This window comes from Microbacterium sp. BWR-S6Y, assembly GCF_041379845.1.
Lineage (GTDB): Bacteria > Actinomycetota > Actinomycetes > Actinomycetales > Microbacteriaceae > Microbacterium > Microbacterium hydrothermale.
In genome coordinates, this window is record NZ_JBFECV010000006.1 from 155998 (window position 1) to 180616 (window position 24619).

Genomic DNA, 24619 nt, shown 5'->3' on the forward strand with positions numbered 1-24619 from the left:
CGGTTTCTATGAAGCGCGTATGTCGCGGTGACAGGACTGCGGAGGGCGGGCATGCTGGCATCCATGACCTCCCGACCCGCCCCCCTGCTGCGCCCCGACGGCTCGCCGATCCGCGCGCTCGTCGTCGACGACGAGGCCAACCTGAGCGAGCTGCTGCGCATGGCGCTGCAGAACGAGGGGTGGGACACCCGCACGGCCGCCGATGGTCAGGAGGCGCTCGCCGTCATCCGCGACTTCAATCCGGATCTGCTCGTGCTCGACATCATGATGCCCGGGCTCGACGGCATGGGCTTGCTCGCGCGCGTCCGGGCCGCGGGCAATGACGCGCCCGTGCTGTTCCTGACCGCGAAGGATGCCGTCGAAGACCGCATCGCGGGCATCTCGGCGGGCGCCGACGATTACGTGACGAAGCCCTTCAACCTCGAGGAGGTCGTCGTGCGGCTGCGCGGGATGGCCCGGCGCCACGTCGCCGCGGTCGCCGACGCCGACCCGCGCCTGCGCGTCGGCGATCTCACGCTCGACGAGGAGGCGTACGAGGTCGAGCGCGGCGGCATCCCGATCAAACTCACCGCGCGCGAGTTCGAACTGCTGCGCTACCTGATGCAGAACCCGCGCCGCGTGCTCAGCAAGGCCCAGATCCTCGACGAGGTGTGGAGCTACGACTTCGGCGGCGACGGCAGCGTCGTGGAGATCTACATCTCCTACCTGCGCAAGAAGATCGACACCCTCGGCGAACCGCTCATCCACACGGTGCGCGGCGTCGGCTACACGATCAAGGCGTCATGACCGCGTCCGCCGTGTCGCCGCGGCCGTCCCCGCCGCGCTCGCCGGGGCGACGCCGGCCGGGCCGACGGTGGACGCTGCGCCGCACCCTCGTCGTCGGCACCAGCCTGCTCGTCGCGCTCGCCTTCGTCGTCATGAGCCTCGCGACGATCGTGTCGCTGCGCTCGTTCACCCTCGACCGCCTCGATCAGCAGGTGAGCGAGGGCCTGTCGTTCGCGGCCGGTCGCGGGTCGTTCGAGAACCGCGGCGGATCCGCACCCGCACCCGATCAGGGCCAGGGCCAGGGGCAGGATGCCGATCGCCCCGCGCCGCGGATCGGATCGCTGCAGGCGGTGGTCGCCGCCGACGGCACCGTGCGCACCTCCGACTACACCCGCAGCGACGGCACGCAGGTGCAGCTGACCGCGGAGCAGGTGGCCCTGCTGCAGGCCGATGTGCCGACCGACCGCACCCCGGTCACGATCGATCTCGGCGGCGACCTCGGGTCGTTCCGGATCGCCGGGGCCCAGGTCGACGGCACGACGGTGTTCGCGGGCAACTCCGAGGCCGACGTGTCGGCGACTACGACCGCGCTGACCGTCATCCTGCTCGCGGTGAGCGCGGCGACCCTGCTGATCGCGGTTCTCGGTCTCTCGCTCTTCGTCCGCCGGAGCCTGCGCCCGCTCGATCGCGTGGCGGAGGTGGCGCAGCGCGTGTCGACGCTCTCGCTCGCCGCCGGGAGCGTCGAGATCCCCGACCGCGTGGCCGCCGCCGACACCGACCCGGCAACCGAGGTGGGTCGGGTCGGGTCGTCGCTGAACGGCCTCCTCGGCCACGTGCAGACCTCTCTCGCCGCCCGCCAGCACAGCGAGGACCAGCTGCGCCGCTTCATCGCCGACGCGAGCCACGAGCTGCGCACGCCGCTGTCGAGCATCCGCGGGTACGCGCAGCTGTCGCTCGGCGAGGACGCGCCGATGACGCCGACGCAGGCGCGCTCGTTCGACCGGATCGAGTCGGAGGCCACGCGCATGGCATCCCTCGTCGACGACCTGCTGCTGCTGGCGCGCCTGGATGCGGGCCAGCCCCTGCGCCGCGAGGAGGTGGAGCTGACGCTGCTCGCGGTCGACGCCGTCAGCGACGCGCAGGCGGCGGATGCCACCCACGTGTGGCGCCTCGACGTCACCGACGACCTCATCTCGGTGACGGGCGACGAGAACCGTCTGCGGCAGGTGGTGGCGAACCTCCTGCGCAACGCCCAGGTGCACACCCCGCCCGGCACGACCGTCACGCTCTCGCTCGCGCGCGACAGCGGGGAGGCCGTGCTGCGCGTCGCCGACGACGGACCGGGCATCGACCCCGCGCTCGCGGGGCGCTTGTTCGACCGGTTCGCGCGCGGCGACGACTCCCGCAACCGGGATGCCGGCAGCACGGGTCTCGGCCTGTCGATCGCGCAGGCGATCGTCGAGGCGCACGGCGGGCGCATCGGGGCCGAGAGCGCGCCGGGGCGCACGGTGTTCGAGGTGCGGCTGCCGGTGTGACGCGGGGAGGGGGCTGAGCGTGTCGACGTCACCGGGCTCTGGGGGGTGCCGGTCCCTTCGACAGGCTCAGGGACCGGACCGCCTCAGCCGATCAGGCTCGGCTGCAGGTCGCGCAGCGTGCGGTGGTGCGTCATGCGCGTCACACCGATCGCCGCGAGCAGCACGCCGCCGACCATCCACGCGCCGAGCACGAGCAGATCGGGTCCGACGCGCGAGACGTCTCCGCCGTACATGACCTGGCGCATGGCATCCACGACGTATCCCATGGGCAGCACGTGGTGAAGCGCCGCCAGGGGAGCGGGAAGGGTCTGCCACGGGAACGTCCCGCCCGCGGTGACCAGCTGCAGCACCATCAGCACGAGCCCGAGGAACTGCCCCACCGAGCCGAGCCACACGTTCAGCGCGAGCACGATCGCCGCGTACGTCGCCGAGGCGAAGAGCAGGATGCCGAGGGCGGCCCACGGATTCGCGAACGAGAACTGCAGCGCGATCGCGAGCACCGTGAACAGCCCGACCATCTGCAGGGCGCCGAGGCCCGCGGGCGTCAGCCAGCCCGCGAGGGTCACGCGGACGGGGGAGCGCAGAGCCGTGATGGCGCGCTTGGAGACGGGCTTGACGATGAGGAACAGCGCGTAGATGCCGATCCAGCCGGCGAGGGCGGCGAAGAAGGGGGCGAGGCCCGCTCCGTAGTTCTGCGCCTTGGTCACCGAGCTCGTGCCGACCGCGACGGGGTCGCTGATGGCCGCCGCCTGCGCCTGGCGCGTGGCGTCGTCGGAGTCGGGGATCTGCTCGACGCCGGCGGCGAGGCCGTCGCGCAGCTGCGTCGCCCCGTCGGAGAGCTGACCGATACCGCTGTCGAGCTGCGCCGCGCCGTCGCGCAGCTGCGCGGAGCCGTCGCGCAGCTGCGCGGCTCCGGATGCCGCGGTCGCGGCGCCGTCGGCGAGGGCGGAGGCGCCGTTCGCGGCGGTGGCGGCCCCCGAGGCGACGGAGGCGCTGCCGTCGGCGACCTGCCGTGCGCCGTCGTCGAGCTGGTTGATCTGGTCGACGGTGCTCTGCACGCGGTCGTTCGCGGACGACAGGCGCTCTCCCACGGGGTCGAGGCGCGAGAGGATCTCGTCGATGCGCGTCTGATCGAGACCGGCGTTCGCGAGGGCCGTGGCGATGTCGGCGCGCGCCTGGGGGAGCTGAGCGGCGGCGTCGCCGGCGATCGAGCCGACCTGCCGCGCGGCCGCGTCGATGCGGTCGACACCGTCGGCGACCTGCGCGGCGCCGTCGGCCACGCGCGCCGACCCGTCGCGCAGCTGCGCGGTGCCGTCGCGCAGCTGGCTCGCGCCCGAGGAGAGCTGGGACGTTCCGTCGGCGAGCTGGGCGGAGCCGTCGGCGAGGGTGCCGGACCCGCTGGCGAGCTGGGAGGATCCGTTCTTCGCGGTCGCGAGACCGTCGACGAGCTGCGTCGCCCCGTTCGTGGCGTCCACGAGCTTCACGCGGATGGTGTGCAGGGCGTCGAGCAGGGTCCCCCCGGCCTCGTCGATCACCTTCTGCGCGACCGAGGTCTGGATCCTCGCGACCGCCTGCGTGCCGATGGTCGAGGCGAGGTAGTTGTTGGCGTCGTTGGTGCGCAGCTCGATGTCGGCCTGGCGGGGGGTGTCGCTCGAGAGCGAGGCCACGGCATCCGTGAAGTCCGCGGGCAGGGTCACGATGAAGTCGAAGTCGCCGGCCTGCAGGCCCGCGTCGGCCTGATCGGCAGACACGCGGTGCCACTCGAACGTGTCGCTGTCGAGCAGCTGCTCGGCGGCCTCGTCGCCGAGATTGCGCTGCTCGCCGTTCACCTCGGCGCCCTGGTCGTCGACGACGAGAGCGACGGGGACGCTGGAGAGGTTGCCGTAAGGATCCTGGTTGGCCCAGAGGTACAGGCCGCCGTAGAGGATCGGCACCGCGAGCAGGGCGACCAGCGCCAGCACCGACATGCGCGTCGAGGTGAGACGGCGCAGTTCGGCCGTGATCATCTGCGGGATCTTCATCGCGTCGCCTCCTCGGCGTCGTCGAGCAGGTCGATCGCGGTGCGCGACGCGCGCCCGGCGATCACGAGCACGGCGTAGCCGCGCTCGGCGAACTCGCGGGCGATGCGCCACCACCCGAGGGGTTCTCCGCCGTGACGGTCGGGCGCGACGAGCACGAGGCCCTCGACGCCGGTACGTAGCGCCGCGAGCTCGAGCAGCAGGCGCACGCGCGCGGCGGGGTCGATGTTGCCCACGGGAAGCGACGCGATCGAGTCGAGTCCGATCTGCTCGAGCCACCGCGCGGCCGCGAAGGGCGTCGGTGCGTGACCGGCGAACATGAGTTCTTCGGCGACGACGCCGGTGACGGTGACGTTCGGTTCGGGCTCCGACACGATCGGGGCGTCGACGAGCGCCACGCGGCGGCGGATCGCACCGCGGTCGGCGCGGCCGTCGATCGTGACCGTGCCGGCGTCGATCTTCATGCGTCCGGATGCCACCAGGCCCAGCACCGTGGGGCGCTGCTCGGTCTCCGCGACGACGAGGGTCGCGGTGCCCGTCTCGTAGGCGGTCGTGGTCTCGGGGAGGGCGCTGCGGCCCTTGGCGACGGCGTCGACGACGATCTTCATCAGGCCTGCGCCTCCAGGTCGGGGTGCTGCGCGAGGATCTCGCGCGCCTCGGTCCACGACAGCCCGGCCATGCCCAGCACGGCGCACACCGCGATGGCGCGCGCGGTCGAGGACTCGGCATCCACCCGCGAGACGACCATGCGACCGGTCTCCTCCAGCAGGCGGGCCAGGGTCGGTGCCGGCAGGTCGGTGCGCAGCTCTCCCGCCTCCTGCCCGCGCCGCACGATCGCGTCGATGCGGCGGCGCAGCGGGGCGAGGGCCGCCGAGGTCTCGGGCAGGTGCGCGTCGTCGAGGGCGAGGGCCGCGGCGGCCTGCACGTGAGCGGCTTCGCGCCAGAGCTCGGATGCCAGGCGCGCGAGCGCGACACGGGAGTCGGTGTCGTCGACGTCGTCGGCGATCGCGTTGAAGCGGGCGGCCCCCGCGGCGATGACCTCGCGCACGATCGCGTTGCGGTCGTCGAAGTGACCGTAGAGCGCGCGGCGCGAGAGGCCGGCGCGGCGGGCGATCGTGTCGATCGAGGCGCGGGGATCGTGCCCGATGGCGGCGGTGGCCGCGTTGAGGATGCCGGCGCGGTTCTCGACGGCGTCGCGGCGGGTGGGGATGCTCACGGGTCGAGTGTACTCCGAAAGTGCACAGGTGTGTGCAACTTAAGGGGCCGTATCCCCGGGCAGGCGGCTCGACCGGTCTCGGCGGCGGGGGTGACGGGCCCCGCGATCGGCTGAGCCGCCACAACGCAGGAGTTTCGCGGCGAACGGGCGGGATCATCCCTCCCCGCCGCACCTCGAGTGCTGGCCTCCTGCGTTGTGTCTCGCGAGACGCGCCGGATGTCGTCGGGTGACCGCGACGAGACCGCGACGAGACCGCGACGAGACCGCGGGAAGGCGGGGCGGCGATGCGGCGGGGGTGCGGCGCGACAGCGGGCCGCGAGGAACGCCGGTGACCGCGCGAAAACACCCGACGCCGCCCGGCCGAGGCGGCGGGGCGGCGTCGTGAAGGGTGCGGGTCAGTCGGTGCCGGCGTCGAACGCGGCGGACTCGCCCGCGGCATCCGTCGCCTCGGCGAGGCGCTCGCCGTCGGCCGAGAGGGGAGCGGCCGGCTCGATGATCTCCTGCGCCCCACCGACGGCGACGTCGCCGACGAGCTCGCCGGTCGGTCCGCCGATCAGGCCCTGGGCCGCGTACTGCTCGAGACGGGCGCGCGAGTCGGCGATGTCGAGGTTGCGCATGGTCAGCTGGCCGATGCGGTCGACGGGTCCGAAGGCGGCGTCGCCGACGCGCTCCATCGACAGCTTCTCGGGCGAGTACGACATCCCGGATGCCACGGTGTCGAGGATCGTGTAGTCCTCGCCGCGGCGCAGGCGCACGGTGACCGAGCCCGTGATGGTCGACCCGACCCACTTCTGGATCGACTCGCGCAGCATGAGCGACTGCGGCTCGAGCCAGCGGCCCTCGTACATGAGGCGACCGAGGCGACGACCCTGCTCGTGGTACGTGGCGAGGGTGTCTTCGTTGAGGATGCTGTTGACCAGGCGCTCGTAGGTCAGGAACAGCAGGGCCATGCCCGGGGCCTCGTAGATGCCGCGCGACTTCGCCTCGATGATCCGGTTCTCGATCTGGTCGCTCATGCCCAGGCCGTGGCGCCCGCCGATCGCGTTCGCCTCGCGGACCAGGGCCACCGGGTCGTCGAAGCGCGTGCCGTTGATCGCGACCGGACGACCGGCCTCGAAGGCGACCGTGACGTCTTCGGTCTCGATCTCGACCGCCGGGTCCCAGAACCGCACGCCCATGATGGGCTCGACCGTCTCGAGCGAGACGTCGAGGTGCTCGAGGGTCTTGGCCTCGTGCGTGGCGCCCCAGATGTTGGCGTCCGTCGAGTACGCCTTCTCGGCGCTGTCGCGGTAGGGGAAGTCGTGGGCGACGAGCCACTCGCTCATCTCTTTGCGGCCGCCGAGCTCGGTGACGAAGTCGGCGTCGAGCCACGGCTTGTAGATGCGCAGGGCGGGGTTGGCGAGCAGGCCGTAGCGGTAGAACCGCTCGATGTCGTTGCCCTTGTAGGTGGAGCCGTCGCCCCAGATGTCGACGCCGTCTTCTTTCATCGCGCGCACGAGCAGCGTGCCGGTCACGGCGCGGCCGAGCGGCGTGGTGTTGAAGTAGGTGCGGCCGCCCGAGCGGATGTGGAAGGCACCGCAGGCGAGGGCGACGAAGCCCTCTTCGACGAGCGCGGTCTTGCAGTCGACCAGGCGCGAGATCTCGGCGCCGTACTGCGTCGCGCGACCGGGGATCGAGGCGATGTCGTCTTCGTCGTACTGACCGAGGTCGCCCGTGTAGGTGCAGGGTACGGCGCCCTTGTCGCGCATCCACGCGACGGCCACGGAGGTGTCGAGACCACCCGAGAAGGCGATGCCGACGCGCTCGCCGACGGGAAGGGACTGCAAGACCTTGGACATGCCCTCGATTCTAGGGCGGAGGGATGCCGCAGCCCGACTCGCGGGGAGCGGTGCAGCCGACGAAGGGCCTGGGGAGGAGCCTCAGCCGACCACGACGTCGGTGATTGTGACGGGCGTCGCCGGGCGGCCGTCGGCGGCCCCGCCCTCGGCGCCGGCCGCGGCGATGCCCTGCACGACGGCGAGGCCTTCGGGCGACATCCGACCGAACACGGTGTAGTCAGGCCGCAGCTGCGTGTCCTCGTAGACGAGGAAGAACTGCGACCCGTTGGTGCCCGGACCGGCGTTGGCCATCGCGACCGTCCCGGCCGGGTACTTCTCCGACCCGTCGAGCTCGTCCGCGAAGCGGTAGCCGGGACCACCGCGACCGGTGCCCGTGGGGTCGCCGCACTGCAGCACGAAGATGCCCGAGGTGGTGAGGCGGTGGCATTCGGTGTTCGAGAAGTACTGCTGCTGCGCGAGCGAGACGAAGCTCTCGACGGTGCAGGGCGTGCGCTCGCCGGTGAGGGTGATCGGGATGTCTCCCGCCGAGGTCTTGAGCACCGCCTGCACGTCGCCGGTCGGACGGTCGGTGCCGGCCGCGGGCGGGGTGACGTCGACCGCGGGCTGTCCCGAGGCGGGGTACGCGCACTCGGCGCTGCCGGCGCTCGCCGAGGGGGCGCTCGCCGCGGGTGCGCTGTCCGTCGAGGTGCCGCCGGAGCACCCGGCGAGCAGCAGCAGAGCGGAGGCGGCCAGGGCGACGGTGATCAGGCGGGTGCGCACGGGTCCAGCGTAGGCGGCTAGGTCTGTCGGCGCGCGACCAGGTCGAGCGCGGCCTTCTCGAACCAGCTCCCCGCTCCCGGACCGCCGTTGCAGTCGCCGTCGCTCTCGCCGGGCCGCTTGATCCACAGCAGCGCGTCGAGACCGCCCGCGCCCGACACCGCTCGCGGCGTGCTGCCGAGACCGGCTCCGGGGGGATTGCACCACTCCCCGGTCCAGCCTCGGCCGTTGCGCGAGGTGTCGATGACGTAGCGCGCGGTGCCGCCCAGCGCGGAGCGCACGCGTTCGGCGTAGGTGCGCTCCGACGCCGTGGTGCGGAACCCCGAGACGTTCGTCGCGAAGCCGCGCGCATCGGCGATCCCCGCGTCCCGCAGGCGCGCCGCCATCACCTCGGGCGCGATCCACCCGGAGTTCCCGGCGTCGATGTAGGCGGGCACTCCCGCCGCGGCCAGGGTGCGGACGCCGTCGCGGATGAGCCCGGCGCGATCGCCCTGACCCGCGCACTCGCCGAGCATGGCGAGGGCGTCGGGCTCGACGATCGCGACGGACGGCGTGCCGCGCAGGGTCTGCGCGATCAGCGCGACCCACCGGGCGTACCCCGCCGCATCGAGTCCGCCGCCGGAGTGCTGGCCGCAGTCGCGGGCGGGGATCGCGTAAAGCACGAAGACGGCCGTCTTCTTCTGCCGGACGGCGGCCTGCGTCTCGGCCCGCAGCACCCGCACCAGCGTCGAGGAGTCGTACCACTCGCCGAGCCACACCGCGGTGGGCTGCGCGGAGATGATCCCGAGCTTCTTCGCCACCGCCGTGCGTCCCTCCCGCGCGGCGGCCTTCTGCGCCTCCGCGGCCGCCGAGAAGGTCGGAAGGGCGGGGCCGGATGCCAGGGGGTTCGGCCCCGAGGGGAGCGTCGACGGGCCGCCTGCCGCCGAGGCGGGCGTCGCGGACAGCAGCGCGGCGGGGGAGATCAGCAGGGCGACGGCACCCGCGGCGAGCACCTTCTTCCAGGACGGGCGGCGTGACGGCATCCGGGGTCTCTCTCGCAAGCGCTGCGCGGGATCGCCTTCTCCGCCGGGGGCGGGGGATCGCCGAGGTGCGCCCATTATCACCCGGGCGGGATCGCGCGCGGGAGCATCGCCCGGGGGGCGTTCGATCAGCGGGGTGCTGCTCCGCGCGCGCGGCCGAGGGCGACGACCCCGAAGGCGAGGGCGATGATCGCGACCGCGATGATCACGATGTAGACGGCGACGCTGCCCCACCCGCCCGTGTTCGGGTCGAGGAAGGGGTAGGGGTACCAGTACGGCGCCCCGGTCGTCGGGTTGGTGATCAGGGGTGCGCGCACGAGCGTGTAGACGATCCAGACGATCGGGAAGATCGCCGCGGCGAAGGCCGCCGACCAGGGGAGGCGGCGGCGCAGGGGTCCGAGCACCACGTCGAGCAGCAGGAACAGCGGACCCCACACGTGCATGACCTCGTTCGACCATCCGACCGTCTCGGGCTGGAGCGGGAGCCCGCGCAGCAGCAGGTTGTAGACGACGCCGGTGACGATCATGTACGTCGACACGAAGGCGAGCGCGGTCGCGAGGCCGCGGGGATCGACCTCGAGCCGCCGGCCCCGGGCGAAGAAGCGCACGCCGAGCACGAGCAGGACGACGGCCGACGAGACGTTGGAGAGGATCGTGAAGAAGCTGAAGAAGTTCGCGACCACCGTCGGGACGTGCCGGCCCTGCGCCAACGCCTCTCCCACGGTCGAGGAGAACTGGGCGATCACCGCGGCGAGGATCAGCACCGCGACCGCCAGTCGCACCGCATTCCATCCGGTGACCCATCCACGCGATCGCTGCATGGAGTCAGGCTACTGAGGTGCGGGCGGCTGAGGGCGGGTCGTTGCCACATGCCCCTGCGGTCGTGTCGGGCCCGCTCGATAGGATGGGGTGTACCGCCGGACAACATGCGAGGAGCACTCATGCCCGGAATCGTGATCGTCGGCGTCCAGTGGGGCGACGAAGGCAAGGGCAAGGCCACCGACCTGCTCGGTGAGCGCACCGACTGGGTGGTGAAGTTCAACGGCGGCAACAACGCCGGCCACACCGTCGTCATCGGCGACGAGAAGTACGCGCTGCACCTCCTGCCCAGCGGCATCCTGTCTCCCGGGGTGACCCCGGTGATCGGCAACGGCGTCGTGGTCGACCTCGAGGTGCTCTTCAACGAGCTCGAGGCGCTCAACGCGCGCGGTCTCGACACGAGCCGGCTGAAGATCAGCGCGAACGCGCACATCATCACGCAGTACCACCGCACGCTCGACAAGGTCACGGAGCGCTTCCTCGGCAAGCGCATGATCGGCACCACCGGTCGCGGCATCGGCCCGGCCTACGCCGACAAGATCAACCGCGTCGGCATCCGCGTGCAAGACCTCTTCGACGAGAACATCCTGCGGCAGAAGGTCGAGGGCGCCCTCGACCAGAAGAACCACCTGCTGGTGAAGATCTTCAACCGCCGCTCGATCACGGCCGATGAGATCGTGGAGGACCTGCTCGCCTACGCCGAGCGCGTGCGCCCGATGGTCGCCGACACCTCGCTGCTGCTCAACGACGCGCTCGACGCGGGCGACGTGGTCGTCTTCGAGGGCGGCCAGGCCACCATGCTCGACGTCGACCACGGCACCTACCCGTTCGTCACCTCGTCGTCGGCGACCGCCGGTGGCGCGTCGACGGGTTCGGGGGTGGGTCCCAACCGCCTCGACCGCATCGTCGGGATCGTCAAGGCGTACACGACGCGCGTGGGCTCGGGCCCGTTCCCGACCGAGCTGTTCGACGAGAGCGGCGACTGGCTGCGCTCGCGGGGCTTCGAGTTCGGCACCACCACGGGGCGTCCGCGCCGCGTGGGCTGGTACGACGCGCCCATCACGCGCTACGCGACGCGCATCAACGGCATCACCGACCTCGTGCTGACCAAGCTCGACATCCTCGGCGGCCTTGAGCAGATCCCCGTCTGCGTGGCCTACGACGTCGACGGCGAGCGGTTCGACGACCTCCCGGTCAACCAGACCGACTTCCACCACGCGAAGCCCATCCTCGAGTACTACCCGGGCTGGAGCGAAGACATCTCCACCGCGCGCACCTTCGACGAGCTGCCGCAGAACGCACAGGACTACGTCCTCGCGCTCGAGAAGATGAGTGGAACCCGCATCTCGGTCATCGGCGTGGGCCCTGCCCGCGACCAGGTCATCGTTCGGCACGACCTCATCGACTGATGCGGCTCTGGGTCGGCGCGTACGGCGGCGATGACGGCTCCGCCGAGGGGATCGGCATCCTGCAGGCCGGAGAGGCCGACGCCCCGGGGGCCGGCGGCCCCCTCGGCATGGTCGGCACGGCCGTGGCGGCGCCGGGATCGGCGTCGTGGCTCGCCGCCCACCCCGCGAGCGGCGATCTGCTGTACGCCGCGCTCGAGTCCGACGGGACGGTGCAAGCCTTCCGCCGCGTCTCCGACACGCGCCTGACCCCGCTCGGAGCCCCCATCGCGGCGGGAGCGGCGGTCTGCCACGTGGCCGTGGCGCCCGACGCGTCGTTCCTCGTCGCGAGCTGCTGGGGCGACGGGCGCGTGGTGCTCATGGACCTGGATGCCGCGGGGCGGCCCTCGCGTCCCGTGATCGCCGCCGAGGCCGCCGACCCCCACGGGGCGGCCCCCGACGAGGGAACGGTGAGCACGGGTGCGCGGGTGTCGGGCGCGGTCGTCCCCGACCTCGCGGCGGCCGCGCGGGCCCTGCGCGAGGCGGCGGGCGAGGACTACGCCCACCTCGTCCCGGCCTACGACGACCTGCCCGAGACCGACGCCGAGTCCGAAGAGGCGGCCGCGGGCGCGCGCGTCTCGCGGGCCCACCAGGCGACGTTCCTGCCCGGCGGCCTGATCGCCACGACCGACATGGGGCTCGACCTCGTGCGCCTGTGGCGTCGCACCCCGGCGGGCCTGCGCGCGGTGCGGGAGGTGGTACTGCCGAAGGGCAGCGGCCCGCGGCACGGCGTGTGGCATCCGTCCGGGCACTTCTACGTGGTCACCGAGCTGAGCCGCGAGGTCTTTGTGCTCGCCCCCGACCGTGAAGGACGCTGGCACGTGCGCTCCGGCGAGCCCCTGCTCGGCACCCTCGACACCGACACCGCCGCCGAGCTCAGCATGGGCCGCGACGGATCGACGCTGTACGCCGGCGTGCGCGGGAGCGACACGGTCGGAGTGCTCTCGGTGCGCGGTGCGGGGGAGACCCTGCAGCTCACCGCGCTCGCCGAGACGGGCACGCACTGGCCGCGGCACCACCTGGTGGTCGACGACACGCTGCTGGTGGCGGGTCAGCTCGCCGACGAGATCGTGTCGCTGCCCCTCGACGCGCGTACCGGCGTTCCGGGGCGCGTGCGCCACCGCACCGTCTCGGCGTCGCCGACGCGGCTGCTCGCGATGCGCTGAGCGGGTTCGCGCTCGGGGGCGACGGTTCCGCTACTTCTTGGCATCCTGTCGCGGGATGACGATCTGCTTGATGATCAGCAGGACCGACGCGGTCACGGGGATGGCGACCAGCGCGCCGAGGAGGCCGAGGAGGGTGCCGCCGACGAGGGCGCCGATCACGACGAGGGCGCCGGGCACCGAGATCGTGCGGTTCATCACGCGCGGGGTCAGGATGTATGCCTCGATCTGCATGTACACCAGATAGACGATGGCGAAGATGAGCCCGGCGGTCGGACTGACGATGAGCGTGAACAGGGTCGCGGTCGCCCAGAACAGCACCGAACCCACGAGAGGGATGAGCGTGATCCCGAAAGCCAGGGCGGCGAGCAGGGCCGCGAACGGCTGCTGCAGGATCGTCAGCACGATGAATGCGAAGACGGCGTTGCACAGGGCGAGCACGACCATGCCGGCGAGGTAGCCACCCACCGAGTCGGTGATCTGCCCCGTCATGTCGGCGACGGTCTCGCGGCTGCGCGCCGGCGTGAGGCGCACGAGGCTGTTCTTCATCTTCGGCAGGGATGCCAGGAAGTACAGGCTCAGCACGAGCACGATGATCGCGCCCGAGATGAACTCGCCGATCCCGATGCCCACCTGGAGGAGCCCGCCGCCGATCGCGGCGATGTTGGTGGGGTTCGTGACGAAGCTCTGCACCTCTTTCAGCACGTCACCCAGGCTGTCGCCGAAGTTCTGCTCGACCCAGCGCACGGCATCGCTGTCGATGACGTCGTTGACGAACGTGGGGATGTCGCCGACGAACTGCTCGACCTGACGCACGACCGGGGGGATGAGCAGCCAGAGGGCGCCGGCGAGGATGACCGCCAGCCCCCCGAAGACGATGACGATGCCCCACGCCCGCGACAGCCCCCGGCGCACGAGCATGCGCACGAGGGGATCGAGAGCGAGGGCGACGAACAGGGCGATCGCGATGTAGATGAGCACCGTCGACAGCTGCCCGAGAGCGAGAGCGAGCAGGAACGCGGTCAGGCCCCCGAGGGTGAGGAAGAAACCGGCGGCGTAGGGGCGGGAGACCGCCGCCCACACCGGCTTGTCGCGCGAGGTGGGAGCCCCGGCGTCGGCGCCTACGGCGGTGGGGTCGGGGCGCGTCGATCGGCTCATGCTCACACTGTAGGACTCGGCCGCGGCGGACGACGGTGCACCGCACGGTGCCGTGCGGCGCGGTAGGGTCGGAGCGATCTGGGAGGACACATGACCGACGCCGATCCCTCGACGATTCTGCAGGGGCTGCGCGGCAGCATCGACAACATCGACGCCGCGCTCATCTTCCTTCTCGCCGAGCGGTTCCGCTGCACCAAGCAGGTGGGCGTCCTCAAGGCGAAGCACGGGATGCCCGCGTCCGATCCCGCGCGCGAGGAGCAGCAGATCGCCCGCTTGATGCGCCTGGCGGAGGATGCCGACCTCGACCCCGCGTTCGCGGAGAAGTGGTTCAACTTCGTCGTCGCCGAGGTCATCCGTCACCACCGCACGGCCGCCGCCCAGCCGCCCGTCGACTGAGCTTCCGCGCATCGCGCGGGGCGACGCAAGGGCTCCGCGACACGCCCGGGGTGTCATGCGGGTGAATCGACCGATCGACTCGCGGCGGTGCACTCCAGGCGCGCGCGCGTGCCACACGGCATCCGGATCCGCAAGGCGAGAAACGATTTGCCAGCCGATCCATCACCGTGAAACGTTGGACGAGGTCCTTCACGGGCCGTTCACCCGACCAGTCCGCGGTCGCCGGTGTCTTCTCGGGGGAGGGGATGCCGCGAGCGTATGGTCGGCGGCCAGGACGCCGGACCCGATGTCCGGTGTCGACGTGCTCCACCCCCGGAGAGCGCCGACGGCTGCCACCCGGGCGTGACCTGCGCGGCCACCCGAAGGCCGCTGAGGTGCACCAGTGACACATCCGCCTGCTTCGACGGAGCCCGCTCCGTCCGCATCAGCTTCGCCCGCATCGGCTTCGCCCGCATCCGCGGGCGAGACGCCCGCCCTCTCCGCCAAGAACCTGTTCAAGGTCTTCGGACGCGCGCCCCAGGCCGCCGTCGACAAGCTCCGCTCGGGCGCCACGCGCGACGAGATCGCCGACCACGGGACCGCCGCCGTCATCGACGCGAGCTTCGACGTCCACCCCGGCGAGATCTTCGTCATCATGGGGCTCTCCGGCTCCGGCAAGTCCACCATCATCCGCATGCTGAACGGCCTGCACGAGGCCACCGCGGGAACCGTCGAGGTCAAGGGCGACGCCCTGACCGGCGTGGGCGCGTCCCGCCTGCGCAGCCTCCGCCGCGATCGCCTCGCGATGGTGTTCCAGCACTTCGCGCTCCTCCCGCACCGCACGGTCGCGGCCAACGTCGCCTACCCGCTCGAGCTCCAGGGCGTCGGCAAGGCCGAGCGTCTGGCCAAGGCGAACGAGATCCTCTCCCTCGTGGGCCTCGACGGCTGGGGCGACAAGCTCCCCTCGGCGCTCTCGGGCGGAATGCAGCAGCGCGTCGGCATCGCCCGCGCCCTCGCCGCCGACACCGACATCCTGCTCATGGACGAGGCCTTCAGCGCCCTCGACCCGCTCATCCGCCGCGAGATGCAGGAGCAGCTCATCGAGCTGCAGCGGACCCTGAAGAAGACCATCGTCTTCATCACGCACGACCTCAACGAGGCGATGTTCCTCGGCGACCGCATCGCGGTCATGCGCGACGGACGCATCGTGCAGATCGGCACCCCGGAAGACATCCTCACCGACCCCGCGAACGACTACGTCGAGCAGTTCGTGCAGGACGTCGACCGCGCCCGCGTGCTCACCGCCGGCAACGTCATGGAGCGCCCGCGTCCGCGCGTCGACGCCTCGGCGGGCCCGCGCACGGCCCTGCGCCAGATGCGCGACGCCTACATGTCGGCCGTCTACGTCACCGACCGCGATCGCAAGCCGCTCGGCATCATCACCGACCGGGATGCCATGAAGCTCGTGCGGGCGGGGGAGAGCTCGCTGCTCAGCCGGCTCAAGCCCGTTCCGCAGACCGTCCGCGAGGACGACGTGCTCATGAACCTCTTCGTCCCCTCGGTCGAATCCCCGCTCCCCCTGGCCGTGCTCGACGCGGAGGGCCGTCTCGCCGGTGTCATCCCGCGCGTCACGCTGCTCGCCGCCCTCGGACCCGGGCCCACCTCCACCGAGGAGATCACCGTGCTTCCGCAGCCCCTCCCGTCCGCCGAGATCGATGCGGTGCTCGACACCCCGGTCGCGGCCTCCGAGACCGAGGGGGTGCGCTGATGGATGGTTTCCGCATCCCGGTCGGCTCCTGGGTCGACTCCGCCGTGGACTGGTTGCGAGACAACCTCTCCGGGCTCTTCGACGTCATCGCCGTGACCGTGCGCTTCCTCGTGGGCGGTCTCAGCGACATCCTCCTGTCGGCGCCGATCGTCGTGGTGATCGTGATCGCCGCTCTGCTGGCCTGGCTGCTGCGCTCGTGGAAGCTCGCGGTCGGCACCGTGGTCGGCTTCGCCCTCATCCTCGCGATGGGGCAGTGGGTCACCGCCATGCAGACCCTCGCCCTCGTGCTCGTGGCGACCATCGTCGCCGTGGCGATCTCGGTGCCGCTGGGCATCTGGTCGGCGCGCAACAGCACGGTCCGCGCGGTGCTGAAGCCGATTCTCGACTTCATGCAGACGATGCCCGCCTTCGTCTACCTGATCCCCGCGATCACCTTCTTCAGCATCGGCGTCGTGCCCGGTGTCGTCTCGACCGTCATCTTCGCGCTACCTCCGGGCGTCCGTCTGACCGAGCTCGGCATCCGCGGCGTCGACTCCGAGACGGTCGAGGCCGGGCAGGCGTTCGGCGCCACCCCGTGGCAGATCCTGCGCGGCATTCAGCTGCCGCTCGCGATGCCGACCATCATGGCCGGCGTCAACCAGGTGATCATGCTCGCGCTGTCGATGGCTGTCGTGGCCGGCATCGTCGGCGCCGACGGCCTCGGCAAGGAGGTCGTGCAATCGATCTCGACCGTCAACCTGCCCAAGGGCGTCGAGGCCGGCCTGAGCGTCGTGATCCTCGCGGTCTACCTCGACCGGCTCACCGCCGCTCTCGGCAACCGCGCCGACAACACCTCGTCGCTGCTCGGAGTGCTCGCCCGTCGGCGGGCCGCCCGTCCCGCGGCGGTCGTCACGGCGGGCGCCACCGCGGCACCGCACGTCGACACGGCGTCGGCGGATGCCGCGGCCGAGGCCGATCGCGAGAAGGCTTCGCCGCGCCGCGCCCCGATCTCGAGCGGTCGCTGACCCCCCCGCCCTCGCGTGAGTCGCCAGGATCTGTCGCTTCGTCCCCGGTCGAAGCGACAAATCCTGGCACCTCGCGCGGGGCACCCACGGAAATCACATACGAAAAGGAAGAGAACACAGCAATGAAGACGCGACACCTCACCGCGACCCTCGCCCTCGGCAGCGTGGCGGCCCTCGCCCTCGCGGGCTGCGCCAGCGGAAACCAGGCCGAAGGCGGCTCGGGCGACGGCGGCGACAAGGGCACCATCACCCTCGGGTTCCTCCCCTCCTGGACCGACGGCCTCAGCACCGCTTACCTGCTCGAGGACCAGCTCGGCAAGCTCGGCTACACCGTCGAGATGCAGACCCTCACCGAGGCGGGCCCGCTGTACGCCGGACTCGCCCAGGGCGACGTCGACATCTACCCCTCGGCCTGGCCCGAGCTCACGCACGCCGATTACATGGACAAGTACGGCGACAACATCGAAGACCTCGGCGCCTACTACGACGACGCCAAGCTCACGATGGCGGTCCCGAGCTACGTCGACATCGACTCGATCGACCAGCTCCAGGCGAACGCCGCGCGCTTCGACGGCAAGATCTACGGCATCGAGCCCGGCGCGGGCTTGACCACGCAGACGCAGGAGGTCGCGATGCCCGGGTACGGCCTCGACGGCCTCGAGCTCGTCACCTCGTCGACCGCGGCGATGCTCACCGAGCTCGACAACGCGATCGCGGCGCAGAAGGACATCGTCGTCACCCTGTGGCGTCCGTTCTGGGCCAACGACGCGTACGACGTCAAGGACCTCGCCGACCCCCAGGGGCTGATGGGCGACCCCGAGGCCCTGCACTTCCTGGGCACGAGCGGCTTCGCCGAGAAGTACCCGGATGCCGCCGAGCTCATCGCCGGCATCCAGCTCGACGACGCGCAGTACGGCTCGCTCGAAGACCTCGTCGTCAACGAGTACGGCGAGGGCAAGGAAGCCGACGCGGTCGACGCGTGGCTCGAGCAGAACCCCGACGCGTTCTCGACGCAGCGCGACTGATCTCGGACGCCGAAGGCTCCCTCCGTCCCGCGGGGGGAGCCTTCGGCGTTGCGGGAAGCGGTCGCCCGTCGGACTGAGCGGCCCCTCACCCGCCGGGCGGGTCGAGGACATCAGCCGATCTGTCGCGCCGCCGTGAACCGCGTGATGAAGCCCGGATGCCCGGCCGGCATCGCGAGCACCGAATCGGGGGTGCGTCCGGCGAGCTGCGGGAAGCCGGCATCGGCCACGAGCTCATCGTCGAGCACGTCGAGCTCGGCGGTCACGAGCGGCCAGGGCTCGTGACTGTTCGCCGCCCAGATCGTGCGGCCGAGGTGCCGCTCGTGAAACCCCCAGCGGGCGGTGAGGAAGCGCGAGAGCCCGGTGTCGACGGTCTCGGTGCCGAGCGTCGCCCGCAGCCGCGTTCCCGGATGCCGACCGCCGTGGCGCCGTGAACGGTACTCGATGCGATCGCCCTCGGTGCGCACGCCGGCGCGGGCCCAGCGGTAGGGCAGGCCGAAAAGGGCGCGAGCGGCGAGCACCGGAGCGAGGTGTTCGGCTTCGAGCGTTCGGAACACCACGCCCCGGCGCCCCTCCGCGTCGATCGCGTACGTGCGGACGTTGATCTCGGTGAACGTCCCGACGAACGGAACCGGGGGCAGGGGCAGGAAGCGGAACTCGCTCAGCACGAACGGCACGAGACCCACCCACGCGGATCCGTCGTGCTCGTCGGGCCGCGTGCCCGCGGGGAGCAAGGGAGCCACGTCGGCGGCGTCGACGCGCCAGTGCACGAAGACGGCGCGGTTCCAACGCTGCGCGATGACGGCGCGTCCGGGCAGATCGGGGGCGTGGCGCTCGGTGATCACCGGCTCATTCTGACCCCGACGCCTTCCCGCGGAGGGACACTGGACAGATGACCTCGTCGTCTGGTGCGGACCCGCGGCTCGTGGCATCCATCCGCGATCTGCTCGCCGCTCGCGACGCCGGGGCGACCATCTGCCCCTCCGAGGCGGCGCGCGCCGTCGGCGGCGACGACTGGCGCGAGCTCATGCAGCCGGCCCGCGACGCGGCCCGCGAGCTCGTCGCCCGCGGAGAGGTCGAGGTCACGCAGAAGGGCGTCGTGGTCGACGTGACCACGGCGCGGGGACCGGTGCGGATCCGCCGGAAGGATTGAGCGGCGATCAGACCGCGGGCTCGGGCGGGGTCGTCGACGTGCGCGGCTGCGCGGCGCCACGCGGAAGCTCCAGCGCGACCTTCTTCTCGAGCTCGTCGACCGCCTCGTCGCTCAGCCAGATGAGGCCGTCGAGCTCCTCGCGCACGCGCTTGTACGCGAGCTGCCGTTCGTTGGGCGTGGCCGCCTGGTCGGTGGCGACCGTCAGCAGCTGCTTCGCCGTGTCGAGGCGCTTGCGCTCGTCGGGAGTGAACGCCGCGTCCTTCACGCGCCGCGCCTCGCGCTCGGCGACCTCGAACGCGACCTCGTAGTCGGTCACGGCGTCGCGGTACTCGCGCAGACGCTCGGGTGAGAGCGTCTCGCCCTCGGCCGGACGGAGGTTGTCGGCCACCTTCTTCGCCCGCAGGAAGGCCGCCGTCAGCGGCTGACGGCCGTCGCTCATCGCCGGGTACGAGATCAGCTTCGCGGCGTCGAGCTCGTACTCGAGCCACTGATGGGTCACCGCGTCGTGCGCCGACACGAGCCGCGCGCGCTCGTCGCCGCCCGCGGGGGTGATCGCCGCGGGGGCGTCGGCGCTCGCTGCGAGACCTTGCGCGCGCAGCAACTCCAGCTGCTCTTTGTGGCGTCGACGCGCGTTCACCTCGCGGTGCTTCGCGCGCGCGTTGAGTGCGCCCATCGTCATCCCGAAGAGGGGGAAGACGAGCCACCAGTAGTTGCCGGCGAAGTTCCAGAATTCCTGCACCCGCGCCATGCTACGCCGCCGGGCCCCGCCCCTCTCAGGATGCCGGAGGGTGCGGCCGATCGCGTGCGGGAGGCGGCCAGACCGGGCCATCGTGCGGTGCGGGAGGGGTGGCATCCGGTCGCTTCGCGGAGGCGCGTCGAGCGCCGCGCTCGGTCCAGGAGCGGGCCGCTGCCCGCCCCATCGACTCCATCGAGCGCGCGAGAGCCCGCTGGGCGGTCTCGGCCAGGTCGGAGGCGACGCGGCTCCACGCATCGCCGCCCTCGAACCCGGGCTGTTCGGTGCCCTGGCGCGCCGCGCGCTCGGCGCGGTCGAACGCGTGCGCGGTGAGGCGCACGGCGTCGCGGTACGCGAGGTAGTCGGCGGGCTCGAGACGCGTCTGCACCGATGCGGGCCGCAGCCACTGCGCGCGCTCATGCGCCCGCAGGAACTCGGCGAGGAGGGGCGAGCGCGAGTCGCTCATCTGCGGGTAGTCGATCGCGAGGCCGGGATCCGTCTCGTACGCCATCCAGCGGGCGAGGATCGCGTCGTGCTCGGCCAGCAGGCGCGCGACCGGCAGGGGAGCGCTGCCCGCACGGATCGCGGGGAGCATCGCCTTCGCCGCCTTCACTCCGGCACGCCGCGCGCGCACCTCCGCCATCGCCGCGCGGAGGTCGCGCTGCGCGTCGACCAGGCGGGCGCGTGCGGCGGCGACCGTATCGCTCGAGACACGGGATGCCGCCCGCTCGGCCTGGGCGCGCACCACCTCGGCGTCGGCGACCTTGACGTCGGCGCGTCCGCGGGTGACGGCGTGACGGGCGGTCTGCAGGTCGAGTTGGGCCGCGTCGAGCTCGAGGCGACGCGCGGCGGCCTTGCTCAGGGGGCGGGAGGCCCACGCGCGAACCGCGCGATCGCCGGTCGTCGTCGTGCCGGCCGGGAGCGCTCGGCGTCGGGAACGGCGCACGCCGACCCAGCCGACGGTGCCGGCACCGGCCGCAGCAGGACCGATCCACCACCACTCGGCCAGAAGGGCCACCAGCGGTTCCACACGCCCATGCTATGCCGGGCCTCCGACACGGGGCTGGGTGGGGGCCGGAATCCGCAGGGGTGATGCCGGAGCGTGCGGCGGGCGTCCAGCGACCGGTCCCGCGGGATGTGAGATCGTTGGCCGGTGACACGGCGACGCAGCACGGCCCTCCCGGGCTCGCTCACCCCACGTCGGGTGGTGCTCACCCCGGGACGCGTCATTGCCCTCTCCTTCGGCGTCGTGCTCGCGCTCGGGACCGCGCTGCTGAGTCTCCCGGCGGCCACGCAGGGGCGATCCGCCACGTTCATGGAGGCCCTCTTCACGGCGACGAGCGCCCTCTGCGTGACGGGGCACATCGTGGTCGACACCCCGACCTTCTGGTCGCCGTTCGGCCAGGTCGTGATCATGGTGCTGATCCAGATCGGCGGCTTCGGGGTCATGTCCCTCGCGACCCTGCTCGGTCTGCTCGTCGCGCGCCGGCTCGGGCTGCGCACGCGTCTGACCGCCGTGAGCGAGACCCACACGGTCGCCGTCGGCGACGTGCGCCGAGTTCTCCTCGGCGTGGCGATCATCGCGTTGATCACCGAGGTCGTGGTGGCGTCGATGCTCGCCGGGCGGTTCTGGCTCGGCTACGGGGAGTCGTTCGGCCGCGCCCTCTGGCTCGGTGCGTTCCACGCGGTGTCGTCGTTCAACAACGCGGGCTTCGCTCTCTTCAGCGACAGCCTCATCTCGTTCGCGACCGACCCGCTGATCTGCCTGCCGATCTGCGCCGCGATCATCCTCGGCGGTCTGGGCTTCCCCGTCATCATGGAGCTCTGGCGGCAGTACCGCTTCCCGCGCCGGTGGACGCTCAACACCGTCACCGTGCTCGTCGGCAGCGGGGTGCTGCTCGTGGCGGGGACGATCGCCCTCACCGCGCTCGAGTGGTCGAACCCGGCCACCCTGGGCGCGATGGATCCCGCCGGTCGTCTGCTCGCGGGCTTCACGATGTCGGTGATGCCGCGCACCGCCGGGTTCAACTCGATCGACGTCTCGCAGATGCTGCCCGAGAGCTGGTTCGTCACCGACATCCTCATGTTCATCGGCGGCGGCCCCGCCGGCACCGCGGGCGGTGTGAAGATCACGACCTTCGCGGTGCTGCTCTTCATCGTGCTCGCCGAACTGCGCGGAGACACGGCGGTCAACATGTTCGGCAAGAGGCTCCCGCGCTCGACCCACCGCGAGGCCCTCACCGTCGCGCTGCTGTCGGTCGCCCTCGTAGTCGGGTCGACGCTGGCGATCATGCTCCTGAGCCCGTTCGGTTTCGACCGCGTGTTCTTCGAGGTGATCTCGGCGTTCGCGACGGTCGGGCTGTCGACCGGCATCACCGCCGACCTGCCGGCGCTCGCCCAGCTCATCCTCATCCTGCTGATGTTCATCGGCCGTCTCGGCCCCGTCCTTCTCGGCGCCGCGCTGGCCCTGACGCGTGAGAAGCGCATGTACGAACTCCCGAAGGAGCGACCGATCATTGGATAACAACACCTTCTTCAGCCGTCGGCGGGTACGGGGGAACGCGGCGTCGTCGGTCGCCGTGATCGGCCTCGGCCGGTTCGGCGGAGCCCTCGCCACCGAACTCGCGCGCAGCGGCACCGAAGTGCTCGGCGTCGACACCGACGAAGACATCGTGCAGTCGCTCAACGGCGTGCTCACGCACGTCGTGCGGGCCGACTCGACCAAGCAGGTCGCTCTCGAACAGCTGGGCATCGCCGAGTTCGATCGTGTCGTGGTCGGCATCGGGTCGGACATCCAGGCCAGCATCCTGACGACCTCACTGCTCAAGCGCATGGGCACGCGCTCGATCTGGGCGAAGGCGATCAGCGAGCAGCACGGCCTCATCCTCGAGCAGCTCGGCATCGAGCACGTCGTCTACCCCGAGGCCGATATGGGGCGCCGTGTCGCCCACCTCGTTCGCGGATCGATGCTCGATTACGTCGAGTTCGACCGCGACCTCGTCGTCGCGAAGACCGTGGCCCCGCGGGAGCTCGTCGGCCAGACCCTCGAACAGGCCGCAGTGCGCCGGCGCCACGGGGTGACGATCGTCAAGATCCGTCACGCCGACGGCCAGTGGCACGCCGCGGGGGCGGCATCCGTCGTCGGCGAGGGAGACCTGCTGATCGTGATCGGTCCGGTGGAGAAGACCGAGCGGTTCGCGGCGCTCGCCTGAGGGCCTTGCCCGCCCGCTCGATTGCGAGGAGGCTGACCGCGACGCGAAGGAAAGGCGCCATGGAGATCATGCGCGTGATGTGTTCCGACGGGTCGTACGAGTGCGGTGACGCGGAGGAGGACGTCGCCGCGTGGATGCGGAGCGAGGGCTCGCTGCGTGCCGACGGGGCCCTGCTCGACTCGGGTCGTTTCGCCGAAGTCGATGGGGCGCGCGCGGTGGTCACGGCCATCTCACGAGGTCCGGATGCCGAGCCTCAGCCGTCGCGTCCATTGTCTGTCGGGGTGGTACCTGCTCGACGTCGCCGACGCGGACGCGGCGACGGCCCATGCGCGACGGGCTCCGCTGTGCGGCACCGTCGAGGTGCCCCCTCCTCGAGTCCTGATCCGGCGATGTGCGAGGGTGAACCCATGATCGCCCGACTCGCCCCGAACACGTCGTCCGCCGAGGTCGACGATCTGCGCCGACGCATCGCCGAGACCCGATGGCCCGATGACGTGGGCGACGACTGGTCACGCGGTACACGTCCCTCCGCCCTGCGCCGCGTGCTCGACGCGTGGGCGGAGTTCGACTGGTGCGGTGTGGAGCAGCGCCTGCGTCGCGAGCAGCATCTGCTCGTGGGTGAGCCTGGCCGTCGCGTCCACCTGTGGCGGTCGGGAACGCCCGGGGCGCGCGCCATCGTGCTCATCCACGGGTGGCCCGACAGTTTCGTCCGGTTCCGCGGGGTGGCGGAGCACCTCACCGATCTCGACGTCGTCGTCCCGAGCATCCCCGGGTTCGGATTCAGCGATCCGGCCGGCCGCGACGAGGGCGGCCCGCGCTGGAATGCCGAGCGGCTGCTCGGCGCTCTCGATGAGATCGGCGTGCGGTCGTTCGCCGTGCACGGCGGCGACCTCGGTACGGCCATCGCCGACCAAATCGCCGTGCTCGCCCCCGACCGCGTGACCGGAGTGCATCTCACCGACGTCCCCCTGTGGCACGCGCGCGCGGCGCACGATCTCTCGGTCGAGGAGAGGGAGTGGGTGGATGCCGCCGATGCGTGGGAGACGGCCGAGGGCGCCTACGCCGCCGAGCAGCGCACCAAGCCGCAAACCCTCGCGGCCGCGTTGACGGACTCCCCGGCGGGGCTGGCGAGCTGGTATCTCGAGAAATTCCAGGCCTGGGGCGACGGTGACGTCTTCGAACGACTCCCGCTCGATCTCCTTCTGGAGAACCTATCGCTGCATTGGTTCACCCGCACCGCGGGCAGCGCCGCGAGGGTGTACTTCGACCGCCGACGCTTTCCACCGACGGGCCGGGTCACCGTGCCGACCGCCTTCGGGCTGTTCCCCCACGATATCGATCACGGCGTCGAGTCCTTCGCTCGCCGCCGGTACCCGACGGTGCGCGTCACGCGCTTCCCGTCGGGCGGGCACTTCGGGGCGATGGAGCACCCCGCCCTGCTCGCGGCCGATCTGCGTGCCCTGATCGAGACCACGTAAGGGAGCGTTCTGCGTCTCTCCGTGCGCGGCTCGATGACAGGGCGCGTTGCCTCACACGGCGACGCCGCAACGACCGAGCGCGGGATCGCGGCGGTGTGGTGACCGTCATCCGCGCGGAAGATCGGGAGCGACTCCCGGGTCT

General features: G+C 71.6%; 23 protein-coding genes. 12 read left to right on the forward strand and 11 right to left on the reverse strand.

Annotated elements, in window-relative coordinates; genetic code table 11:
* The first annotated feature begins 63 nt into the window (after positions 1 to 63).
* Positions 64 to 786 carry a response regulator transcription factor gene (locus tag AB1K56_RS13805; RefSeq protein ID WP_371206101.1) on the forward strand — a complete coding sequence of 241 codons (723 nt, stop codon included), beginning with the start codon at positions 64 to 66 and terminating at the stop codon, positions 784 to 786.
* Positions 783 to 2300 carry a sensor histidine kinase gene (locus tag AB1K56_RS13810; RefSeq protein WP_371206102.1) on the forward strand — a complete coding sequence of 506 codons (1518 nt, stop codon included), beginning with the start codon at positions 783 to 785 and terminating at the stop codon, positions 2298 to 2300. Before AB1K56_RS13805 ends, AB1K56_RS13810 begins: the two co-directional genes overlap by 4 nt.
* Before the next feature lie 83 nt (positions 2301 to 2383).
* Here the strand turns inward: AB1K56_RS13810 and AB1K56_RS13815 are convergent, their stop codons facing one another.
* The 7 genes from AB1K56_RS13815 to AB1K56_RS13845 all read right to left on the reverse strand — a co-directional run bounded on the left by AB1K56_RS13815 (position 2384) and on the right by AB1K56_RS13845 (position 9968).
* Positions 2384 to 4321 (reverse strand): YhgE/Pip family protein, encoded by a 1938-nt coding sequence (locus tag AB1K56_RS13815; RefSeq protein WP_371206103.1) that lies wholly within the window; start codon positions 4319 to 4321, stop codon positions 2384 to 2386.
* Complete coding sequence (locus tag AB1K56_RS13820) at positions 4318 to 4926, reverse strand: hypothetical protein (RefSeq protein WP_371206104.1); 609 nt, start codon at positions 4924 to 4926, stop codon at positions 4318 to 4320. The genes AB1K56_RS13815 and AB1K56_RS13820 overlap by 4 nt, the downstream gene beginning before the upstream one ends.
* Positions 4926 to 5534, reverse strand: coding sequence for a TetR/AcrR family transcriptional regulator (locus AB1K56_RS13825; RefSeq protein ID WP_371206105.1), 609 nt, complete (start codon positions 5532 to 5534; stop codon positions 4926 to 4928). The genes AB1K56_RS13820 and AB1K56_RS13825 overlap by 1 nt, the downstream gene beginning before the upstream one ends.
* A gap of 395 nt (positions 5535 to 5929) precedes the next feature.
* On the reverse strand, positions 5930 to 7372 hold the full coding sequence (gene argG / locus AB1K56_RS13830) for an argininosuccinate synthase (protein ID WP_371206106.1): 1443 nt from the start codon (positions 7370 to 7372) through the stop codon (positions 5930 to 5932).
* Positions 7373 to 7453: 81 nt separating this feature from the next.
* Positions 7454 to 8131 (reverse strand): peptidylprolyl isomerase, encoded by a 678-nt coding sequence (locus tag AB1K56_RS13835; RefSeq protein WP_371206107.1) that lies wholly within the window; start codon positions 8129 to 8131, stop codon positions 7454 to 7456.
* Between the two features lie 17 nt (positions 8132 to 8148).
* Entirely contained in the window at positions 8149 to 9150 is a 1002-nt protein-coding gene (locus AB1K56_RS13840) for a glycoside hydrolase family 6 protein (RefSeq protein ID WP_371206108.1), read from the reverse strand.
* A 125-nt stretch (positions 9151 to 9275) separates the two neighbouring features.
* Positions 9276 to 9968: a Pr6Pr family membrane protein gene (locus tag AB1K56_RS13845; RefSeq protein WP_371206109.1), complete on the reverse strand. Its 693-nt coding sequence runs from the start codon at positions 9966 to 9968 to the stop codon at positions 9276 to 9278.
* A gap of 120 nt (positions 9969 to 10088) precedes the next feature.
* Here AB1K56_RS13845 and AB1K56_RS13850 point away from each other — a divergent pair, with 120 nt between their 5' ends.
* On the forward strand, positions 10089 to 11375 hold the full coding sequence (locus tag AB1K56_RS13850) for an adenylosuccinate synthase (protein ID WP_136586318.1): 1287 nt from the start codon (positions 10089 to 10091) through the stop codon (positions 11373 to 11375).
* Positions 11375 to 12577, forward strand: coding sequence for a lactonase family protein (locus tag AB1K56_RS13855; RefSeq protein ID WP_371206110.1), 1203 nt, complete (start codon positions 11375 to 11377; stop codon positions 12575 to 12577). The genes AB1K56_RS13850 and AB1K56_RS13855 overlap by 1 nt, the downstream gene beginning before the upstream one ends.
* A 30-nt stretch (positions 12578 to 12607) precedes the next feature.
* Here the strand turns inward: AB1K56_RS13855 and AB1K56_RS13860 are convergent, their stop codons facing one another.
* Entirely contained in the window at positions 12608 to 13732 is a 1125-nt protein-coding gene (locus tag AB1K56_RS13860; protein ID WP_136586316.1) for an AI-2E family transporter, read from the reverse strand.
* Positions 13733 to 13822: 90 nt separating this feature from the next.
* Here AB1K56_RS13860 and AB1K56_RS13865 point away from each other — a divergent pair, with 90 nt between their 5' ends.
* The 4 genes from AB1K56_RS13865 to AB1K56_RS13880 all read left to right on the forward strand — a co-directional run bounded on the left by AB1K56_RS13865 (position 13823) and on the right by AB1K56_RS13880 (position 17904).
* Positions 13823 to 14128, forward strand: coding sequence for a chorismate mutase (locus AB1K56_RS13865; RefSeq protein WP_136586315.1), 306 nt, complete (start codon positions 13823 to 13825; stop codon positions 14126 to 14128).
* A gap of 382 nt (positions 14129 to 14510) precedes the next feature.
* On the forward strand, positions 14511 to 15875 hold the full coding sequence (locus AB1K56_RS13870) for a glycine betaine/L-proline ABC transporter ATP-binding protein (protein WP_371206111.1): 1365 nt from the start codon (positions 14511 to 14513) through the stop codon (positions 15873 to 15875).
* Positions 15875 to 16879, forward strand: coding sequence for an ABC transporter permease (locus AB1K56_RS13875; RefSeq protein ID WP_371206112.1), 1005 nt, complete (start codon positions 15875 to 15877; stop codon positions 16877 to 16879). Before AB1K56_RS13870 ends, AB1K56_RS13875 begins: the two co-directional genes overlap by 1 nt.
* Positions 16880 to 17001: 122 nt before the next feature.
* Complete coding sequence (locus AB1K56_RS13880) at positions 17002 to 17904, forward strand: glycine betaine ABC transporter substrate-binding protein (protein ID WP_371206113.1); 903 nt, start codon at positions 17002 to 17004, stop codon at positions 17902 to 17904.
* A 110-nt stretch (positions 17905 to 18014) separates the two neighbouring features.
* Here AB1K56_RS13880 and AB1K56_RS13885 read toward each other — a convergent pair whose 3' ends face one another.
* Positions 18015 to 18746, reverse strand: a complete 732-nt coding sequence (locus AB1K56_RS13885; protein WP_371206114.1) for a YqjF family protein — start codon at positions 18744 to 18746, stop codon at positions 18015 to 18017.
* Between the two features lie 47 nt (positions 18747 to 18793).
* Between AB1K56_RS13885 and AB1K56_RS13890 the strand changes: the two genes are divergently transcribed.
* Positions 18794 to 19054 carry a DUF3253 domain-containing protein gene (locus AB1K56_RS13890; RefSeq protein ID WP_136586311.1) on the forward strand — a complete coding sequence of 87 codons (261 nt, stop codon included), beginning with the start codon at positions 18794 to 18796 and terminating at the stop codon, positions 19052 to 19054.
* A 7-nt stretch (positions 19055 to 19061) separates the two neighbouring features.
* Here AB1K56_RS13890 and AB1K56_RS13895 read toward each other — a convergent pair whose 3' ends face one another.
* Positions 19062 to 19793, reverse strand: a complete 732-nt coding sequence (locus tag AB1K56_RS13895) for a hypothetical protein (protein WP_371206115.1) — start codon at positions 19791 to 19793, stop codon at positions 19062 to 19064.
* A gap of 34 nt (positions 19794 to 19827) precedes the next feature.
* Positions 19828 to 20817 carry a hypothetical protein gene (locus AB1K56_RS13900; RefSeq protein ID WP_371206116.1) on the reverse strand — a complete coding sequence of 330 codons (990 nt, stop codon included), beginning with the start codon at positions 20815 to 20817 and terminating at the stop codon, positions 19828 to 19830.
* 123 nt (positions 20818 to 20940) lie between these two features.
* Between AB1K56_RS13900 and AB1K56_RS13905 the strand changes: the two genes are divergently transcribed.
* From AB1K56_RS13905 to AB1K56_RS13915, 3 genes are all read left to right on the forward strand, one after another.
* Positions 20941 to 22311 carry a TrkH family potassium uptake protein gene (locus AB1K56_RS13905; protein ID WP_371206117.1) on the forward strand — a complete coding sequence of 457 codons (1371 nt, stop codon included), beginning with the start codon at positions 20941 to 20943 and terminating at the stop codon, positions 22309 to 22311.
* Positions 22304 to 22999 carry a TrkA family potassium uptake protein gene (locus tag AB1K56_RS13910; RefSeq protein WP_264629624.1) on the forward strand — a complete coding sequence of 232 codons (696 nt, stop codon included), beginning with the start codon at positions 22304 to 22306 and terminating at the stop codon, positions 22997 to 22999. The genes AB1K56_RS13905 and AB1K56_RS13910 overlap by 8 nt, the downstream gene beginning before the upstream one ends.
* Before the next feature lie 407 nt (positions 23000 to 23406).
* Positions 23407 to 24477, forward strand: a complete 1071-nt coding sequence (locus AB1K56_RS13915) for an epoxide hydrolase family protein (protein ID WP_371206118.1) — start codon at positions 23407 to 23409, stop codon at positions 24475 to 24477.
* The last annotated feature ends 142 nt before the right edge of the window (positions 24478 to 24619 follow it).

Excerpts from the sequence above, each read along its gene's own strand:
- AB1K56_RS13805 (WP_371206101.1), top strand. The coding sequence starts at position 64 with ATGACCTCCCGACCCGCCCCCCTGCTGCGCCCCGACGGCTCGCCGATC.
- AB1K56_RS13810 (WP_371206102.1), top strand. The coding sequence starts at position 783 with ATGACCGCGTCCGCCGTGTCGCCGCGGCCGTCCCCGCCGCGCTCGCCG.
- AB1K56_RS13815 (WP_371206103.1), bottom strand. The coding sequence starts at position 4,321 with ATGAAGATCCCGCAGATGATCACGGCCGAACTGCGCCGTCTCACCTCG.
- AB1K56_RS13820 (WP_371206104.1), bottom strand. The coding sequence starts at position 4,926 with ATGAAGATCGTCGTCGACGCCGTCGCCAAGGGCCGCAGCGCCCTCCCC.
- argG (WP_371206106.1), bottom strand. The coding sequence starts at position 7,372 with ATGTCCAAGGTCTTGCAGTCCCTTCCCGTCGGCGAGCGCGTCGGCATC.
- AB1K56_RS13840 (WP_371206108.1), bottom strand. The coding sequence starts at position 9,150 with ATGCCGTCACGCCGCCCGTCCTGGAAGAAGGTGCTCGCCGCGGGTGCC.
- AB1K56_RS13845 (WP_371206109.1), bottom strand. The coding sequence starts at position 9,968 with ATGCAGCGATCGCGTGGATGGGTCACCGGATGGAATGCGGTGCGACTG.
- AB1K56_RS13850 (WP_136586318.1), top strand. The coding sequence starts at position 10,089 with ATGCCCGGAATCGTGATCGTCGGCGTCCAGTGGGGCGACGAAGGCAAG.
- AB1K56_RS13855 (WP_371206110.1), top strand. The coding sequence starts at position 11,375 with ATGCGGCTCTGGGTCGGCGCGTACGGCGGCGATGACGGCTCCGCCGAG.
- AB1K56_RS13860 (WP_136586316.1), bottom strand. The coding sequence starts at position 13,732 with ATGAGCCGATCGACGCGCCCCGACCCCACCGCCGTAGGCGCCGACGCC.
- AB1K56_RS13865 (WP_136586315.1), top strand. The coding sequence starts at position 13,823 with ATGACCGACGCCGATCCCTCGACGATTCTGCAGGGGCTGCGCGGCAGC.
- AB1K56_RS13875 (WP_371206112.1), top strand. The coding sequence starts at position 15,875 with ATGGATGGTTTCCGCATCCCGGTCGGCTCCTGGGTCGACTCCGCCGTG.
- AB1K56_RS13880 (WP_371206113.1), top strand. The coding sequence starts at position 17,002 with ATGAAGACGCGACACCTCACCGCGACCCTCGCCCTCGGCAGCGTGGCG.
- AB1K56_RS13890 (WP_136586311.1), top strand. The coding sequence starts at position 18,794 with ATGACCTCGTCGTCTGGTGCGGACCCGCGGCTCGTGGCATCCATCCGC.
- AB1K56_RS13915 (WP_371206118.1), top strand. The coding sequence starts at position 23,407 with ATGATCGCCCGACTCGCCCCGAACACGTCGTCCGCCGAGGTCGACGAT.